Origin of the sequence: Enterobacter cloacae complex sp. P12RS (assembly GCF_014895875.1) — a bacterium.
GTDB classification, from domain to species: Bacteria; Pseudomonadota; Gammaproteobacteria; order Enterobacterales; family Enterobacteriaceae; genus Enterobacter; species Enterobacter bugandensis.
In genome coordinates this window covers 61,598-78,592 of the sequence record NZ_JADBQO010000019.1, presented here as the reverse complement: position 1 = coordinate 78,592, position 16,995 = coordinate 61,598, and the positions used below count along the sequence as shown (strand labels likewise).

Sequence of the window (16,995 nt, the reverse complement as noted above, 5' to 3'; positions counted from 1 at the left end):
CTGCCGTCGGCTCCAGTGAAATGGATTTTTCCGTGACGGAAATTCAACCCATGTCACATCCGCCGCTCATTCGACACGTCAATTTTGACGATTGTCTGCTTTTCGTCAGGGATTTCGCCGGGAATGCACCGTAAAGCCGGTGAGTAACCCCACTAAAAACATGGCATAGAAGCTGCATTAGTCAGTGCGAAAGATTTGATTAACTGGAGCAGACTGATGAAAAAAGTCGTCACGGTTTGCCCTTATTGTGCCTCAGGTTGCAAGATCCACCTGGTGGTCGATAACGGCAAAATCGTCCGGGCGGAGGCCGCGCAGGGGAAAACCAACCAGGGCACGCTGTGCCTGAAGGGGTATTACGGCTGGGATTTTATTAACGATACACAAATCCTCACCCCGCGCCTGAAAAACCCTATGATCCGCCGCGAGCGCGGCGGCAAGCTGGAAGCCGTCTCCTGGAACGAGGCGCTGGATTACGTCGCCACGCGCCTGAGTGCCATTAAGGCCAAGTATGGCCCGGATGCCATTCAGACCACCGGCTCCTCACGCGGGACCGGGAATGAAACCAACTATGTGATGCAAAAATTCGCGCGCGCCGTTATTGGTACCAATAACGTCGACTGCTGCGCTCGCGTCTGACACGGCCCATCGGTTGCAGGTCTGCACCAGTCGGTCGGTAACGGCGCAATGAGTAATGCTATCAATGAGATAGATAACACCGATCTGGTGTTTATTTTCGGTTATAACCCGGCGGATTCTCACCCTATCGTCGCGAACCACGTGATTCGCGCTAAACAGAACGGGGCGAAAATCATCGTCTGCGATCCGCGCAAAATCGAAACCGCGCGCATTGCGGATATGCACATTGCGCTGAAAAACGGCTCGAATATCGCGCTGTTGAATGCGATGGGGCACGTCATTATTGAGGAGAACCTGTACGACCAGGCGTTTGTCGCCACGCGTACGGAAGGGTTTGAAGAGTACCGGAAAATTGTCGAAGGCTACACGCCGGAGTCGGTAGAGGCGATAACCGGCGTGAGCGCGCAGGAGATCCGCCAGGCGGCACGGATGTATGCCGGAGCGAAAACCGCCGCCATCCTGTGGGGCATGGGCGTGACCCAGTTCTACCAGGGCGTGGAAACCGTGCGCTCCCTGACCAGCCTCGCGATGCTGACCGGGAATCTGGGCAAAGCGCACGTCGGCGTTAACCCGGTTCGCGGCCAGAATAACGTCCAGGGTGCCTGCGACATGGGCGCGCTGCCGGACACGTATCCGGGCTACCAGTACGTGAAGTACCCGGAAAACCGCGAGAAGTTCGCGAAGGCCTGGGGCGTGGAGAGCCTGCCGGCACACACCGGTTATCGCATCAGCGAGCTGCCGCACCGCGCGGCGCACGGTGAAGTGCGGGCGGCCTACATCATGGGTGAAGATCCGCTCCAGACCGACGCCGAGCTGTCTGCGGTGCGCAAAGGCTTTGAGGATCTGGAGCTGGTGATTGTCCAGGATATCTTCATGACCAAAACCGCGGCGGCGGCGGATGTGATTCTCCCGTCGACCTCCTGGGGCGAGCATGAAGGCGTCTACACGGCGGCGGACCGCGGCTTCCAGCGCTTCTTTAAGGCGGTCGAGCCGAAGTGGGATTTGAAAACGGACTGGCAGATCATCAGCGAAATCGCCACCCGCATGGGCTACCCGATGCACTACAACAACACCCAGGAGATCTGGGACGAGCTGCGACACCTGTGCCCGGACTTTTATGGGGCAACCTATGAAAAAATGGGTGAGCTGGGCTACATCCAGTGGCCGTGCCGGGACGAGTCGGAGGCCGACCAGGGGACGTCGTATCTCTTTAAAGAGAAATTTGACACCCCGAACGGGCTGGCGCAGTTCTTCACCTGCGACTGGGTTGCGCCGATCGATAAACTCACCGACGAATACCCGATGGTGCTCTCTACCGTGCGTGAAGTAGGCCACTACTCCTGCCGTTCGATGACCGGCAACTGCGCCGCGCTGGCGGCGCTGGCGGACGAACCGGGCTACGCGCAGATCAACACCGCCGATGCGGAGCGCCTCGGCATTGAGGATGAAGCGCTGGTGTGGGTGAATTCGCGCAAAGGCCGCATCATTACCCGCGCGCAGGTCAGCGACCGTCCAAACAAAGGGGCGGTCTATATGACCTACCAGTGGTGGATTGGTGCCTGTAACGAGCTGGTGACGGAGAACCTCAGCCCGATAACCAAAACGCCGGAGTACAAATACTGCGCCGTCAACGTTGAGCCGATTGCGGATCAGCACGCGGCGGAACAGTATGTGATCGACGAATATAACAAGCTGAAAGCACGGCTGCGTGAAAGCGCAATGGGTTGAAGCCGTTAATTAATCGTTGAATAAAGGGAGTGAGTTATTCACTCCCTTTTTATTTCCGCTTAAAACATTAAAAATATAAATTATTATTCTGGAAATCGGCTCGCAAAATAATGTAATTCGCGCAGAACAGAATTACATCTTTGCATTTTAATTCAGAAGGATAAGATGTGCGGCGGGTGCTAAAGACTTTCTGTCTTGAGCATTGTTGAGGGACAGAAAGTGGAAAGCCCCGGGAAATTTTCATTCACCCGAGGCTACCCCTCAACTACCAACAGGTTGAGAGTAGCCTCTTATTCTTTTTTTGACAAGGAGTAAAAGGCATGACGCCATTAAAAACTGCGTTAGGCATCGTCTTTATTATCTGCCTGACGATAGTGATATTTACCTTTATTACTCGCGGTAGACTGTACGAGTTTTCAATAAAGAGTGAACATCAGGAGGTGGCGGCGAAATTAGCCTGCGTGGCAGGCTAACCTCTACGGGCGAAACCACGGTTTCGCCCGGCTTGTGGGATGCTGAGGTCTTAATGCACCCATTTTTTTCTTTTGCTACCGCGATTATACTGCGCGGCGTGTACCCAGATGATAAGAATCCATGAAAGCCATTTTTCTGTTGTTATTATTTTTTACGTCGTTCGCCCGCGCGGATGAGATAGGCAGCCAGTATCAGAAGCAGGCGGAAGCCGGCGATGCCCGCGCCCAGTATTATCTCGCCGATACCTACTTCAGCTCCGGTGACAGAAAGCAGGCAGCGCTGTGGGCCGAGAAAGCCGCAAAAGGCGGTGATGTCGACGCCATGGGGTTACTCTCGCAGATCCTCTTTACGCAGGGGGATTACGCTCAGGCTAAAGCGCTGGCGCAGCAGGCCACCATCGCCGGCAGCAAGCGCGGCACGATTATGCTGGCGCGTATTATGGTGAACACGCAGGCGGGTAAAACCGACTATCCTCAGGCCATCAAGCTCCTGCAAACGGCGGCCGAAGATATCGACAACGACTCGGCGGTCGATGCGCAGCTGCTGCTGGGGCTGATTTATGCCAACGGCGTAGAGGTGCCGCAGGATGACGTACAGGCGGCGTCATGGTTTAAGCGTAGCTCGTCGCTGTCACGTACGGGCTATGCGGAATACTGGGCAGGAATGCTGTTCCAGCAGGGTGAGAAAGGCTTTATCACGCCGAATAAGCAGAAAGCGCTCTACTGGCTAAACCTGAGCTGTACCGAAGGGTTTGATACGGGGTGTGAAGAGTTTGATGCGTTGAGCGGAGAATAACGTGCCGGGTGGCGGCGTCGCCTTACCCGGCCTACAAAACCCGTAGGCCCGGTAAGCGCAGCGCCACCGGGCTTAGGATGTTACTGGTCAGCCGTCTTATCAAAACGACCCAGCACTTCGCGTTCATACGCCAGCGCTTTTTTACGGTCGAATTTGTGTTCCCACTTGGCGATAACCAGCACCGCCAGCGCGTTACCCACCACGTTAAGCGCCGTACGCGCCATATCGAGGATACGGTCCACACCGGCGATAAACGCCAGGCCTTCCAGCGGAATACCCACGCTGCCCAGCGTCGCCAGCAGCACCACGAAGGAGACGCCCGGCACGCCTGCGATGCCCTTTGAGGTCACCATCAGCGTCAGAACCAGTACGATCTCCTGCCACAGCGACAGGTCAATGCCGTACAGCTGCGCGATAAAGATCGCCGCAATACTCTGGTACAACGTCGAGCCATCCAGGTTAAAGGAGTAGCCGGTCGGCACCACGAAGCTCGTTATCGACGCTGGCGCACCGTACGCCTCCATCTTCTCAATGATGCGCGGCAGCACGCTCTCAGAGCTTGCGGTGGAGTACGCCAGAATCAGTTCATCCTTCAGGATGCGGATCAGGATCCAGATACTCAGCCCGCACAGGCGCGCCACAATCCCCAGCACCACCAGCGCGAAGAACAGAATGGCGAAGTGCACCAGGATCACCAGCTTCGCCAGCGGCCACAGGGAGGCAAAACCAAAGTTCGCCACGGTCACGGCGATAAGCGCGAACACCCCAACCGGCGCGTAGCGCATCACCATGTGGGTCACTTTGAACATGGTTTCGGAGATTGAGCGGAACACGGTGACCAGCGGCTCACGGTGTGTTGCCGGCAGGGAGGAGAGCCCCAGACCAAACAGCACCGAGAAGAAGATGATCGGCAGCATCTCGCCTTTCGCCATGGAAGCAATGATGTTGGTCGGCACCAGCGACAGGATAGTCCCCATCAGACCGTGGGAATGGCTCTGCACGTCAGCGGTGGTGCTTTGGTATTTCGAAATATCCACCGTCGCCAGCTGCGACATATCGATCCCGGAGCCTGGCTGGAATACGTTCGCCAGCGTTATGCCGAGGATAATCGCAACCGTGGTGATCACTTCGAAATAGAGAATAGTTTTCGCGCCAATGCGGCCTAACTGCTTCGCATCGCCGACGCCCGCGATACCGACCACCAGCGTCGAGATCACAATAGGCACCACAATCATCTTAATCAGATGAATAAAAATATCGCCTGCCGGAGAGAGCAGGTTCGCAATCAGCCACTCGCGGCTGTCGCTATGATAATGAAGATAACTGCCCAGCAAGATGCCCAGCACAAGGGCCAGCAGGATCTGCCAGGCCAGGCTGACTTTCAAATTTTTCATAGAAACTGACTTCCTCAATGAAATCTCCGCACCAGCAAAACTGCATGAATATGGAGACATACTGAAAGGGTATGAATTGTGTTGCGTTGGTTTATGGGATTTTTTAACGCGGCGTATGAGTATCATTTGCACGACCTGTTGCGCAAGCCTTAAAGAACGACGCATTTCACTATCAAAAGCGGTTATGACGCGAGTTTGTCATAATTCTGATAAATAACCTTTTGTTATAAAAACGCTTTTTTATAAAGAATTGTGAATAATCGGCATCGTGAATTATTTCCCTTCAAAGTTTCATTCGCTCAATTTTCAACCTGTTCAAACAATGCGTGATCTGTCGCCCAAATACTAAACAAAGCTTGTAAAGCCCCTACTATTAACGTTTTTGCGACATATTATTAACATCTTACAAGGAGAAAAAAAGCCATGAGCCAAATACACAAACACGACATTCCCGCAAACATTGCGGACCGTTGCCTGATCACCCCGGAGCAGTACCACGAGAAATATCAGCAATCTGTTACCAGCCCGGACGCCTTCTGGGGCGAGCAGGGTCACATCCTTGACTGGATCAAACCTTATCAGAAGGTGAAGAATACCTCTTTCGCGCCAGGCAACGTCTCCATTAAATGGTATGAAGACGGCACGCTGAACCTGGCGGCGAACTGCCTGGACCGCCATCTTGCCGAACGCGGCAACGAAACGGCCATTATCTGGGAAGGCGACGATGCCTCTCAGAGCAAACATATCTCTTATAAAGAGCTGCACCGCGACGTCTGCCGCTTCGCCAACGTGCTGCTGGACCAGGGGATTAAAAAAGGCGACGTGGTGGCGATCTACATGCCGATGGTGCCGGAAGCGGCAGTAGCTATGCTCGCCTGCGCGCGTATCGGCGCGATCCACTCCGTCATCTTCGGCGGCTTCTCCCCTGAAGCGGTTGCCGGGCGCATCGTTGACTCGAACTCGAAGCTGGTGATCACCGCCGACGAGGGCGTACGCGCCGGGCGCGGTATTCCGCTGAAGAAAAACGTCGATGAAGCGCTGAAAAACCCGAACGTAAAATCCATCAATAACGTCATTGTCCTCAAGCGTACCGGCGGCAAGATCGACTGGCACGAGGGGCGTGACCTGTGGTGGAGCGACCTGATTGAAAAAGCGAGCGACCAGCATCAGCCGGAAGAGATGAACGCGGAAGATCCGCTGTTTATTCTTTACACCTCCGGCTCAACCGGTAAACCGAAAGGCGTACTGCACACCACCGGCGGCTATCTGGTCTATGCGGCCACCACCTTTAAATACGTCTTCGACTACCATCCGGGCGACATCTACTGGTGTACCGCCGACGTGGGCTGGGTCACCGGACACAGCTACCTGCTGTACGGCCCGCTGGCCTGCGGCGCAACGACGCTGATGTTTGAGGGCGTACCGAACTGGCCGACCCCGGCGCGCATGTGTCAGGTGGTCGATAAGCACCAGGTCAACATTCTTTACACCGCGCCAACGGCGATCCGCGCGTTAATGGCGGAAGGCGATAAGGCCATCGAGGGCACCGACCGCTCCTCATTGCGCATCCTCGGCTCCGTGGGCGAGCCCATCAACCCGGAAGCCTGGGAGTGGTACTGGAAGAAAATCGGTAACGAGAAGTGCCCGGTGATGGACACCTGGTGGCAGACCGAAACCGGCGGCTTCATGATCACCCCAATGCCGGGTGCCACGCAGCTGAAGGCCGGCTCGGCAACCCGTCCGTTCTTCGGCGTGCAGCCTGCGCTGGTGGATAACGAAGGTAATCCGCAGGAAGGCGCCACCGAGGGTAACCTGGTGATCACAGACTCCTGGCCGGGCCAGGCGCGCACGCTGTTTGGCGATCACGAGCGCTTCGAGCAGACCTACTTCTCGACCTTTAAAAACATGTACTTCAGCGGCGACGGCGCGCGCCGGGATGAAGACGGTTATTACTGGATCACCGGACGCGTGGACGACGTGCTGAACGTTTCCGGCCACCGTCTGGGTACGGCAGAAATTGAGTCCGCGCTGGTGTCGCATCCGAAGATTGCCGAAGCGGCGGTGGTCGGCATTCCTCACAACATCAAGGGCCAGGCGATCTACGCCTACGTCACCCTGAACCACGGTGAAGAGCCGTCGCCGGAGCTGTATACCGAGGTGCGCAACTGGGTACGTAAAGAGATTGGCCCGCTTGCCACGCCGGACGTACTGCACTGGACAGACTCGCTGCCGAAAACCCGTTCCGGCAAGATTATGCGCCGTATCCTGCGCAAAATCGCGGCAGGCGATACCAGCAACCTCGGCGATACCTCAACGCTTGCCGATCCTGGCGTGGTGGACAAACTGCTCGAAGAGAAGCAGGCCATCGCAATGCCATCGTAGTGTTTTCTCCCTCTCCCCGTGGGAGAGGGCCGGGGTGAGGGCATTAGACCGCACCTTCCTCCCCTCACCCTAACCCTCTCCCCATAGGGGAGAGGGGATAAAACAAACCAACCTTACCTCTGGAGATTTCTGTGATGAATAACGATATTTGTCAGCAGATAGAGAATAGTGCGCACTACAGGGAGCTCGTCGATAAGCGGCAACGGTTTGCCTTCACCCTTTCCATCATCATGCTGATTATCTATGTCGGCTTTATTCTGCTGATCGCCTTTGCGCCGCACTGGCTGGGCACCCCGTTACATGAGGGCACCAGCGTGACGCGCGGTATCCCCATTGGCATTGGCGTGATCGTGATTTCGTTTGTGCTGACCGGCGTCTACGTCTGGCGCGCGAACGGTGAGTTCGATCGTCTTAATAAAGCGGTACTGCAAGAGGTAAAAGCATCATGAAGCGAATCCTGACGGCGCTAGCCGCCACACTTCCCTTTGCCGCCCACGCGGCGGATGCCATTACCGGCGAGGTACAGCGTCAGCCAACCAACTGGCAGGCGATTATCATGTTCCTGATTTTCGTGGTGCTGACGCTGTACATTACGTACTGGGCGTCGAAACGCGTTCGCTCCCGTAACGATTACTACACTGCGGGCGGCAACATTACCGGCTTCCAGAACGGCCTGGCGATTGCGGGTGACTTTATGTCCGCCGCCTCGTTCCTCGGGATCTCCGCGCTGGTGTACACCTCCGGCTATGACGGCCTGATCTACTCCCTCGGCTTCCTTGTCGGCTGGCCGATTATTCTGTTCCTGATTGCCGAGCGCTTGCGCAACCTGGGACGTTACACCTTCGCTGACGTGGCATCCTATCGCCTGAAGCAGGGGCCGATTCGTACCCTCTCCGCCTGCGGCTCGCTGGTGGTGGTGGCGCTGTATCTGATCGCCCAGATGGTGGGCGCGGGCAAGCTTATCGAACTGCTGTTTGGCCTGAACTACCACGTCGCGGTGGTGCTGGTGGGCGTGCTGATGGTGATGTACGTTCTGTTCGGCGGCATGCTGGCCACCACCTGGGTGCAGATCATCAAAGCCGTACTGCTGCTGTTCGGCGCGAGCTTTATGGCCTTTATGGTGATGAAACACGTCGGCTTCAGCTTCAATAACCTGTTCACCGAAGCGATGGCTGTCCACCCGAAAGGAGAAGCGATCATGAGCCCGGGCGGGCTGGTGAAAGATCCGATCTCCGCGCTCTCTCTCGGTCTCGGCCTGATGTTTGGTACCGCTGGCCTGCCGCACATTCTGATGCGTTTCTTCACGGTGTCAGACGCGCGTGAAGCGCGTAAGAGCGTCTTCTACGCCACCGGTTTCATGGGCTACTTCTACATTCTTACCTTCATTATCGGCTTCGGCGCGATCATGCTGGTGGGCGCGAACCCGGCGTTTAAAGACGCGGCGGGTGCGCTGATTGGCGGTAACAACATGGCGGCGGTGCACCTGGCCGACGCGGTGGGCGGCAACCTGTTCCTCGGCTTTATCTCCGCCGTGGCCTTCGCCACCATCCTTGCGGTGGTCGCCGGGCTGACGCTGGCGGGCGCGTCTGCGGTATCGCACGACCTCTACGCCAACGTCTTCCGTAAAGGCGCGAGCGAGCGCGACGAGCTGAAGGTTTCCAAAATCACCGTGCTGGTGCTGGGCGTGGTCGCTATTCTGCTGGGGATCCTGTTTGAGAAGCAGAACATCGCCTTTATGGTGGGACTGGCCTTCTCAATTGCGGCAAGCTGTAACTTCCCAATCATTCTGCTCTCCATGTACTGGTCCAAACTGACCACCCGTGGGGCGATGATAGGCGGCTGGCTCGGCCTGCTGACAGCGGTAATTCTGATGATCCTCGGCCCGACCATCTGGGTGCAGATCCTCGGTCACGAAAGCGCTATCTTCCCGTACGAGTACCCGGCGCTGTTCTCCATTGCCGTGGCGTTTATCGGTATCTGGGTCTTCTCGGCTACCGACAACTCGCCGGAGGGTAACCTGGAGCGTGAGAAATTCCGCGCCCAGTTTATCCGCTCACAAACCGGCCTCGGCGTTGAGCAGGGCCGCGCACACTAAGCCTTTCTCCCCGGTTGCTCTGGCCGGGGAGCTTAAAACATCACCCACGCCACCAGCGGCGCAATTAACACCATCGTCACGCCCGAGAGCATCATCACCAGGCTTGCCACCACGCCCTCCTGCTGACCGAGTTCATACGAACGCGCCGTGCCTGCCCCGTGAGATGCCGCGCCAAACCCTGCTCCTTTCGCCATCCCTTCACGGATAGAGAGCCGCAGGAACAGTACATCTCCCACCGCCATGCCAAAGACGCCCGTCACCACCACAAACAGCGCCACCAGGTCCGGCTGCCCGCCGAGCGGTTTGGCGGCCGCCAGCGCAAACGGCGTGGTCACCGAGCGCACGGCCAGGCTGCGCTGAATTTCATCGGAGAGGGTAAACAGCCGCGCCAGCCAGACGGAGCTACAGACCGCCACCACCGTCGCGGTGACGACGCCCGCGCTGAGCGACATCCAGTGGCGTTTGATAATCGCCAGGTTGTCATACACCGGCACCGCAAAGGCGATAGTCGCCGGGCCGAGCAGCCACAGCAGCCAGTGGGATTCACCAATGTAGTTCTGCCAGGAGATATGGCCGAAGACCAGCATCAGCACCAGCAGGATCGGCGTGAAGACCAGCGGCATCAGCGGCAGCGTGCGAAAGCGGCGATACAGGCGTTTGTTGGCAAAGTAGATGGCGACCGTCACGATCAGGCACAACACGCTTATCTGAAAGTTAGTCATGCTTTTGCCTGCTGATTTCGAACCGGTACACCTTATCCACCACCCAGGCGGTGGCACCCAGCACCATCAGCGTGCTCAGGGCAATAACCGTGAAGATGCGCCAGCCGTCGACCATCAGCAGCTGCGCATAGTTCACCACCGCCACCACGGCCGGAACGAAGAACAGCAGCATCTCCGCCAGCAGCCAGCGCGCGCCGGCGCGCACCCAGCTGAGGGGCAACGCGCGGCAGAGGATCAGCACCAGCATCAGCACCATTCCCACCAGGTTGGCGGGTAAAGGCAGGTGCAGCCAGTCGACAAGGTATTCCGCAAAAACAAACAGTCCCGCGTAGAGCAGTACCTGAACTGGTACCTGGAGTCGTTGCACAACGGCAGGCGTAACACGGCTTAACGCCACGGCCATGGTTTTTTTCCTCAGAATTGAGACGAGGCGCCAGTATAGTGAGCGTACGTCATCGACTGAAATGAATTAAAATCATCGAAGGTATAGTTTCGAGGAATAATCATGGACATAAGAACGCTGCGCTATTTTGTCGAGGTGGTTCGCCAGCAAAGTTTTACCCGCGCAGCGGAGAAGTTGTTCGTTACCCAGCCAACCATCAGCAAAATGCTGAAAAACCTCGAAGACGAGCTGAACTGCACCCTGCTGATCCGCGACGGACGCAAGCTGCTGCTGACCGATACCGGACGCGTGGTGTTCGAGCGCGGGCTGGCGATCCTGGCGGAGTTTCGCCAGCTTGAGGCCGAGCTTGCGGACATCAACCACCTGACGAAAGGTCTGCTGCGGCTCGGCATTCCGCCGATGGTTGGCATGATGATGGCCGGGCCGATAAGCCTGTTCCGCCAGCGCTACCCCGGCGTTGAGCTTAAAATATCTGAGTTTGGCGGCCTGACCGTGCAGCAGGCGGTGATCAACGGCGAGCTGGACGTGGCGATGACGGCCCTTCCCGTGGAGGAAGAGAGTGGGCTGGCAACGCTGCCGCTGTTCAGCCATCCACTGTGCGTGCTGGTGCCCCGCTCCGGCGACTGGCTGAAGATAGACTCAGTGAAGCCCGATCTGCTCGGCGAACACCCGCTGCTGATCTACAACGAAGACTTCGCCTTAAGCCGCCAGTTGATGACTCTGTTTAACCACCATAACGTGAAGCCGCGTATTGCGGTACGCAGCGGCCAGTGGGATTTCCTCGCGGCAATGGTGCAGGCGGGCGTGGGAATTGCCATTCTGCCACAGCCGATCTGCGAGCGGCTTGATAAAAACACGCTGCGCTGGATCCCGCTGGAGAGTGACCTGCACTGGCAGTTGGGGATGATTTGGCGTGAAGGAGTGTATCTTTCGCACAGCGCACAGGCGTGGCTGCAATGTTGTGAGGGGTTTTGGGTGCGGTCTGAATAGTGCCGGGTGGCGGCTTCGCCTTATCCGGCCTACGGTTCAAATGTAGGCCCGGTAAGCGTAGCGCCACCGGGCAACAACGCGCTACTGATTCTCTATTAACAGCGCTTCTAACAGGTCCAGATCGTGCAGCAGCTTTTGCAGCGTCTCGTTGCTGATCTGACGCGTCGCGCGCAGGTGATACAGCTCGGCACGCTCGGAGCGCAGCGCCGCCAGGCGGAAACGACGCTCGAGGTTCTCTTCCTGCAGCGAGCTTTCCACGTCGTTACGTCCGTCAGCACGACGGCGCAAATTACCAATCACGCGTGAACTGACTTCCTTCAGCAGCTGGTTATCAATGTTCTCTTCGGCATCGGCAGCCAGACGCTCCTCCATCTTCTCAATGGCGACAATCGCGACTTCTGCCGTCGCCGCACGGGCTATCCGCTCCTCTTTGTGCTGTTGGGTCGAGTCACCGGCATCAATGTGCTGGAGTAAAATCGGCAGCATAATCACGCCGACAAACAGCGAGAAGAGAATCACGCCCGCCGCCAGGAACACCAGCTCGTAGCGCGCCGGGAAGACGTCGCCCGTCGGCAGCAGCAGCGGAATAGAGAGCACACCGGCGAGGGTTATCGCCCCGCGTACGCCCGCGAAGGAGGCAATCAGCAGCTCGCGCGTGGTCCAGGAGCCGAACTCCATCGGCTTTTTGGTCAGGAAGCGGACGCTGAACTTTTTCATCGTCCACAGCCAGCCGAAACGCACCAGCATTAATGCCATGTAGATCAGCACGATATCGGTAAACAGCATCCAGACTTCAACGTTTGGATCCGCCTCCGCCGCGATCAGCGAGGATTCCATAATGCCCGGCAGCTGCAGGCCCAGCAGCAGGAAGACCATGCCGTTAAAGACAAACTCCAGCATCGCCCAGGTGCTGTTGGCGCGCAGGCGCATCGCCAGCGGCGCGCGGCGCATCACGCCGGAGCGGGTGATGGTCATCCCCGCGGCTACCGCAGCCAGAATGCCCGAGACGCCGATATGTTCAGCGATAAGGTAAGAGGCAAACGGCAGCAGGAACAGCAGAACGATTTGTGTCGCCGGTTCATCGCCGCCCCAGCGGCTGAGGAAGCGCAGCGAACGACCGTACAGCCAGCTCACCACGAAGCCCGCGAGAATACCGCCAATCGCCACCTTGAAGAATTCCAGGGTCGCGCCACCAATGGTAAAGACCATGGTGCCCATGGCTACCGCCACGGCAAACTTCAGGGCCACCAGGCCGGAAGCGTCGTTCATCAACGCCTCGCCCTGCAAAATGCCCATTATTTTCTTCGGAATGCGCCCTTCACCCACAATGCCGGAAAGGGCCACGGCGTCGGTCGGCGACAGCACGGCGGCCAGCGCAAAGGCGGGAATTAACGGGATACCCGGTACGGCCCAGTAGATCAGGAAACCAATCCCGACCACGGTAACGACCACCAGCGCCAGCGCCAGGCCGAAGATCTCTCGCCCGTGCTCAAGAAATTCGCGCGTCGGCGTTTTCCACCCATCGGCAAACAGCAGCGGCGGGATAAACAGCACGAGGAACAGTTCCGGATCGAACTCCACGTGCAGACCGAACGTCGGCCACGCAAGCAGCGCGCCGATGGCTATTTGCATTAAAGGCAGGGGGACCTGGAAGGGCAGTACGCGTGTAACCACCCCGGATAATGAGACCACAAGGGTCATGATGAGTATTGTGAAGAAAATTTCCATGCGTTCCCTGTTTGCTGTGTTTCTTTTTAAGCCAAACCTGAGGCGTCGTGCCTCTTATTCTATCCTCTCCAGAGTAACGCAAAAGGCAACGGGATGAGTCCTGAAAATAAAAACGGGCGGCCTGAGCCACCCGTTTTCGCATCAATGGATAACTCAGATTGCCCAGCCGCCCGCGTAGAAGGCGACCAACGCAACGGCGATCACCACGGTGCCGATGTTCAGCTTGCGCCACTCTCCGGAAACCAGACGACCAATCACCAGCGACGCGAAACCGATCATGATGCCGGTCACGATGTTACAGGTCAGGACGATAAACACTGCGGTAATCAGGCCGGACATCGCATCCACGAAGTCCGCAAAATCGATTTTCGCCACGTTGCTCAGCATCAGCAGGCCGACGTACATCAGCGCTGGCGCGGTCGCATACGCAGGCACCAGGTAGGAGAGCGGAGAGAGGAACAGGATCAGCAGGAACAGCACGCCGACGGTGATGGCCGTCAGGCCGGTTTTACCGCCTGCCGCCGTACCCGCTGCAGATTCGATGTACACCGCCGCAGGCGCCGCCCCCACCAGACCAGAGAAGACGCTGCTCAGGGAGTCGGTGGTCAGCGCTTTGCCGCCATCAATAATCTGACCGTCTTTATCCAGCAGGTTGGCCTGACCGGCCACCGCGCGAATGGTACCGGTGGCGTCAAATACCGCGGTCATCACCAGCGCCAGCACGCTTGGCAGGATCACCGGGTTCAGCGCGCCGACGATATCCAGGCTGCCGATCAGGGAGTTGCCTTTGTCATCGCTCAGCGACGGCATGGCGAAAATACCGGAGAAGTGAACGGTCGGATCGAAAATCAGGCCGACAATAGAAATGCCAATAATGGTCAGCAAAATGCCGCCCGGCACCTTCAGTTTTTCCAGGCCGATAATCACCGCCAGACCGATGAGCGACATAATGACCGGGAAGCTCGCGAAATGACCGAGCGCTACCGGCAGGCCGTCCAGCGGGTTCTTGATGACCAGACCCACGCCATTGGCAGCGATCAGCAGCAAGAACAGGCCGATACCGATACCGGTTCCGTGCGCCACGCCCTGCGGCAGGTTGCGCAAAATCCAGCTACGGATGCCGGTGGCAGAAATAACGGTAAACAGTACGCCCATCAGGAACACGGCGCCGAGGGCAACCGGTACGCTGATCTGCTGGCCCAGCACCAGACTGAACGCGGTAAAGGCGGTCAAAGAGATGGCGCAACCAATCGCCAGCGGCAGGTTCGCCCACAGGCCCATTACGATGGAGCCCACGCCAGCCACCAGGCAGGTGGCGACAAAGACAGCCGCAGGCGGGAAGCCCGCCTTGCCCAGCATGCCCGGCACCACGATGACGGAGTAAACCATCGCCAGAAACGTGGTCAGACCGGCAACGACTTCCTGGCGCACGGTGCTGCCACGAGCCGAAATTTTAAACATGGCGTCAAGTGAACCGCCGGTACGCGCAGATGGCGTAGACATAGAAAACATCCCCTGAGAGTTTTTATAGAACGTCCATAAGCGTGGTGGAGACACCGCTGCCAGCTAAAACGTCAAATCCGTATGTTGCGTTTGCGACGAAAGGGCGTCACAAAAAAAGCAAACGTTTAGCTCCGCGCTTATAAAACGGGTGGTCAAATTAAGGCAAACGATTATCCAGCCTAATACCCGCCCTTTTCAACTGAACTTTGTCGTTTTTCGCTAAAATTCACTTATGACGATGAAGAAATAAACAGAGGATGCGCAAACGTTATCGTCTATGCGCAATTTGTTTACATTTCAATCCTCGCCCGGGATCGTTAACGGGCCACCTTGTTGCAGGGTTCTTTGCCAGCCAGGGCTAGTTTCCACTTTTTGCTTCCATGCCTGAATATGCGGAAGATTAGCAATGCCGCCGCGCGCCAGCAGGGCAAAGAGGGGGAAGCTCATCTGAATGTCGGCCATGCTTAACGTCTCTCCGGCAAACCAGCTGTTTTTAGCAAGATGTGAGTCAATAAAGCGCGCATGGGTCTCCAGCTGGGGGTTGAGATACGCTTTCTGTACCCCCTGCCCCAGCGCCTTACCCAGCGTTCGGATGCCAAACGGCACGGGCGGTTTGCCCAGGCTGCTGAAGACCAGCTTCATGAGCAGCAGCGGCATCAGCGACCCTTCTGCGTAATGCAGCCAGAAGCGGTATTGCACCTTATGCGCGGGGTCTAAAGGCTTCAGCCGCGATTCGGCATCATAGGTTTCCTGCAGATACTCCAGAATGGCGCCTGACTCCGCAAGGATCAGCCCGTTATCTTCAATGACCGGCGATTTGCCCAACGGATGCACCTTTTTGAGGGACTCGGGTGCCAGCATGTTCTTTTCGCGCTGGTAGTGAACAATCTCATAAGGCAGGGCGAGCTCTTCCAGTGCCCAGATCACGCGGTGCGAGCGCGACTGGTTAAGGTGATGTACCGTGAGCATGATTTTCTCCTGTTATTCATACTTTTTAACTATAGAAAATCGAACAACACCGCGAAAAAATTTCGTCTAAAAAACGGCTAGCGCGGCTGGCGAAAAAACGGGTCTTGCATAGAATTAAAGTGTCAGCACAATCCGGAACCTCCCCAACCAGCTCGACACGAGGGGTGCTGATGTCGGGGGAAACCCTCCCGTGAACCAGCGGGATAGAGAGAAAGACAAAGACCGGGAAAAACTAAAGCGCCCTTAGTGGCGCTTTAGTTCTTTATTATGCTTTTTGCCGCAAGAACTCAATCCTCCTCCAGCAGCCGCGCCCCGGTCCCCTGCTCGCCCAGCCTGTCGCCAGGGTTACGTAGCGGGCAGTCGCTACGGGACAGGCAGCCGCAGCCGATACAGCCGTCCAGCTCGTCACGCAGCGCCACCAGCGTGTGGATACGCCTGTCCAGCTCTTCACGCCACTGGGACGAAAGCTCTTTCCACTCTTTCGGGCTAAGCGTGTGCCCTTCCGGCAACACGCCGAATGCCTCACCGATCGTCGCCAGGGGAATGCCGATGCGTTGCGCAATTTTGATAATCGCCACGTAGCGGAGCACGTCACGGGTATAGCGGCGCTGGTTTCCGCCGTTACGGATGCTTTTAATTAACCCTTTGCTTTCATAGAAGTGGAGCGCCGATACCGCAACGCCGCTTCGCTTTGCCACTTCGCCGGGGGTTAACAGCGCTTTAATGCGCGGCAATCTCTTTTCCATAAAACCTCTTTACCTCAAGTTAACTTGAGGAATTATACTCCCCCGCAGAGAAAACGACGAATCAACCGAGAAAGTTGTATCTACAGAGGGGCAACCTTATGTCGCATCAGCAAATTATTCAGACACTTATTGAATGGATTGACGATCATATCGACCAACCGTTGAACATTGATGTGGTCGCAAAAAAATCGGGCTATTCGAAATGGTATTTACAGAGAATGTTCCGCACGGTCATGCACCAGACGCTGGGGGAGTACATTCGCCAGCGCAGGCTCCTGCTGGCGGCGCAGGCGTTACGCTCAACGCAGCGGCCGATTTTTGATATCGCGATGGATCTTGGCTATGTTTCGCAACAAACCTTTTCCCGCGTGTTTCGCCGCGAGTTTGACCGTACGCCGAGCGATTATCGCCACCAGTTGAATTAATGCAT

At 57.0% G+C, this 16,995-nt stretch carries 15 protein-coding genes; 8 read left to right on the top strand and 7 right to left on the bottom strand.

All coding sequences use genetic code 11. The annotated features are described in order from the left end of the window. Positions 1-216 precede the first annotated feature (216 nt). The 3 genes from fdhF to IM284_RS13310 all read left to right on the top strand — a co-directional run bounded on the left by fdhF (position 217) and on the right by IM284_RS13310 (position 3,633). Positions 217-2,364 carry a formate dehydrogenase subunit alpha gene (gene fdhF, locus IM284_RS13320; RefSeq protein ID WP_080350978.1) on the top strand — a complete coding sequence of 716 codons (2,148 nt, stop codon included), beginning with the start codon at positions 217-219 and terminating at the stop codon, positions 2,362-2,364. A gap of 320 nt (positions 2,365-2,684) precedes the next feature. Next, a complete protein-coding gene (locus IM284_RS13315; RefSeq protein ID WP_047366864.1) occupies positions 2,685-2,837 on the top strand; it encodes a Hok/Gef family protein in 153 nt (50 codons plus the stop codon). A 121-nt stretch (positions 2,838-2,958) separates the two neighbouring features. Further along, positions 2,959-3,633 carry a tetratricopeptide repeat protein gene (locus IM284_RS13310; protein ID WP_045261055.1) on the top strand — a complete coding sequence of 225 codons (675 nt, stop codon included), beginning with the start codon at positions 2,959-2,961 and terminating at the stop codon, positions 3,631-3,633. An 80-nt stretch (positions 3,634-3,713) separates the two neighbouring features. On the opposite strand, the gene gltP is transcribed toward IM284_RS13310, so the two are convergent. Then, entirely contained in the window at positions 3,714-5,027 is a 1,314-nt protein-coding gene (gltP, locus tag IM284_RS13305) for a glutamate/aspartate:proton symporter GltP (protein ID WP_028015187.1), read from the bottom strand. A gap of 423 nt (positions 5,028-5,450) precedes the next feature. Between gltP and acs the strand changes: the two genes are divergently transcribed. The 3 genes from acs to actP all read left to right on the top strand — a co-directional run bounded on the left by acs (position 5,451) and on the right by actP (position 9,504). Then, positions 5,451-7,409: an acetate--CoA ligase gene (gene acs, locus IM284_RS13300; protein WP_047366863.1), complete on the top strand. Its 1,959-nt coding sequence runs from the start codon at positions 5,451-5,453 to the stop codon at positions 7,407-7,409. A gap of 134 nt (positions 7,410-7,543) precedes the next feature. Next, positions 7,544-7,858: a DUF485 domain-containing protein gene (locus tag IM284_RS13295; RefSeq protein WP_028015185.1), complete on the top strand. Its 315-nt coding sequence runs from the start codon at positions 7,544-7,546 to the stop codon at positions 7,856-7,858. Beyond that, positions 7,855-9,504, top strand: coding sequence for a cation/acetate symporter ActP (gene actP / locus IM284_RS13290; RefSeq protein WP_047366862.1), 1,650 nt, complete (start codon positions 7,855-7,857; stop codon positions 9,502-9,504). The genes IM284_RS13295 and actP overlap by 4 nt, the downstream gene beginning before the upstream one ends. 32 nt (positions 9,505-9,536) lie before the next feature. On the opposite strand, the gene IM284_RS13285 is transcribed toward actP, so the two are convergent. Together IM284_RS13285 and IM284_RS13280 are read right to left on the bottom strand one after the other, a co-directional pair. After that, complete coding sequence (locus IM284_RS13285; RefSeq protein WP_045630755.1) at positions 9,537-10,226, bottom strand: LrgB family protein; 690 nt, start codon at positions 10,224-10,226, stop codon at positions 9,537-9,539. Beyond that, positions 10,219-10,629 carry a CidA/LrgA family protein gene (locus IM284_RS13280; RefSeq protein ID WP_047366861.1) on the bottom strand — a complete coding sequence of 137 codons (411 nt, stop codon included), beginning with the start codon at positions 10,627-10,629 and terminating at the stop codon, positions 10,219-10,221. The genes IM284_RS13285 and IM284_RS13280 overlap by 8 nt, the downstream gene beginning before the upstream one ends. Positions 10,630-10,731: 102 nt before the next feature. Between IM284_RS13280 and IM284_RS13275 the strand changes: the two genes are divergently transcribed. Continuing rightward, on the top strand, positions 10,732-11,619 hold the full coding sequence (locus IM284_RS13275; protein WP_041911529.1) for a LysR family transcriptional regulator: 888 nt from the start codon (positions 10,732-10,734) through the stop codon (positions 11,617-11,619). Positions 11,620-11,700: 81 nt separating this feature from the next. Here the strand turns inward: IM284_RS13275 and IM284_RS13270 are convergent, their stop codons facing one another. The 4 genes from IM284_RS13270 to soxR all read right to left on the bottom strand — a co-directional run bounded on the left by IM284_RS13270 (position 11,701) and on the right by soxR (position 16,565). Beyond that, a complete protein-coding gene (locus IM284_RS13270; protein ID WP_028015180.1) occupies positions 11,701-13,347 on the bottom strand; it encodes a Na+/H+ antiporter in 1,647 nt (548 codons plus the stop codon). A 153-nt stretch (positions 13,348-13,500) separates the two neighbouring features. Then, positions 13,501-14,850 (bottom strand): guanine/hypoxanthine transporter GhxP, encoded by a 1,350-nt coding sequence (gene ghxP, locus IM284_RS13265; protein WP_028015179.1) that lies wholly within the window; start codon positions 14,848-14,850, stop codon positions 13,501-13,503. Positions 14,851-15,147: 297 nt separating this feature from the next. Next, on the bottom strand, positions 15,148-15,819 hold the full coding sequence (locus tag IM284_RS13260) for a glutathione S-transferase family protein (RefSeq protein ID WP_028015178.1): 672 nt from the start codon (positions 15,817-15,819) through the stop codon (positions 15,148-15,150). 287 nt (positions 15,820-16,106) lie between these two features. Continuing rightward, positions 16,107-16,565: a redox-sensitive transcriptional activator SoxR gene (soxR, locus tag IM284_RS13255; RefSeq protein ID WP_023331806.1), complete on the bottom strand. Its 459-nt coding sequence runs from the start codon at positions 16,563-16,565 to the stop codon at positions 16,107-16,109. 98 nt (positions 16,566-16,663) lie between these two features. Between soxR and soxS the strand changes: the two genes are divergently transcribed. Next, positions 16,664-16,990 carry a superoxide response transcriptional regulator SoxS gene (soxS, locus tag IM284_RS13250; protein ID WP_008503387.1) on the top strand — a complete coding sequence of 109 codons (327 nt, stop codon included), beginning with the start codon at positions 16,664-16,666 and terminating at the stop codon, positions 16,988-16,990. Positions 16,991-16,995 lie beyond the last annotated feature (5 nt).

Excerpts from the sequence above, each read along its gene's own strand:
- IM284_RS13315 (WP_047366864.1), top strand. The coding sequence starts at position 2,685 with ATGACGCCATTAAAAACTGCGTTAGGCATCGTCTTTATTATCTGCCTG.
- IM284_RS13310 (WP_045261055.1), top strand. The coding sequence starts at position 2,959 with ATGAAAGCCATTTTTCTGTTGTTATTATTTTTTACGTCGTTCGCCCGC.
- gltP (WP_028015187.1), bottom strand. The coding sequence starts at position 5,027 with ATGAAAAATTTGAAAGTCAGCCTGGCCTGGCAGATCCTGCTGGCCCTT.
- acs (WP_047366863.1), top strand. The coding sequence starts at position 5,451 with ATGAGCCAAATACACAAACACGACATTCCCGCAAACATTGCGGACCGT.
- IM284_RS13295 (WP_028015185.1), top strand. The coding sequence starts at position 7,544 with ATGAATAACGATATTTGTCAGCAGATAGAGAATAGTGCGCACTACAGG.
- actP (WP_047366862.1), top strand. The coding sequence starts at position 7,855 with ATGAAGCGAATCCTGACGGCGCTAGCCGCCACACTTCCCTTTGCCGCC.
- IM284_RS13285 (WP_045630755.1), bottom strand. The coding sequence starts at position 10,226 with ATGACTAACTTTCAGATAAGCGTGTTGTGCCTGATCGTGACGGTCGCC.
- IM284_RS13280 (WP_047366861.1), bottom strand. The coding sequence starts at position 10,629 with ATGGCCGTGGCGTTAAGCCGTGTTACGCCTGCCGTTGTGCAACGACTC.
- IM284_RS13275 (WP_041911529.1), top strand. The coding sequence starts at position 10,732 with ATGGACATAAGAACGCTGCGCTATTTTGTCGAGGTGGTTCGCCAGCAA.
- IM284_RS13270 (WP_028015180.1), bottom strand. The coding sequence starts at position 13,347 with ATGGAAATTTTCTTCACAATACTCATCATGACCCTTGTGGTCTCATTA.
- ghxP (WP_028015179.1), bottom strand. The coding sequence starts at position 14,850 with ATGTCTACGCCATCTGCGCGTACCGGCGGTTCACTTGACGCCATGTTT.
- IM284_RS13260 (WP_028015178.1), bottom strand. The coding sequence starts at position 15,819 with ATGCTCACGGTACATCACCTTAACCAGTCGCGCTCGCACCGCGTGATC.
- soxR (WP_023331806.1), bottom strand. The coding sequence starts at position 16,565 with ATGGAAAAGAGATTGCCGCGCATTAAAGCGCTGTTAACCCCCGGCGAA.
- soxS (WP_008503387.1), top strand. The coding sequence starts at position 16,664 with ATGTCGCATCAGCAAATTATTCAGACACTTATTGAATGGATTGACGAT.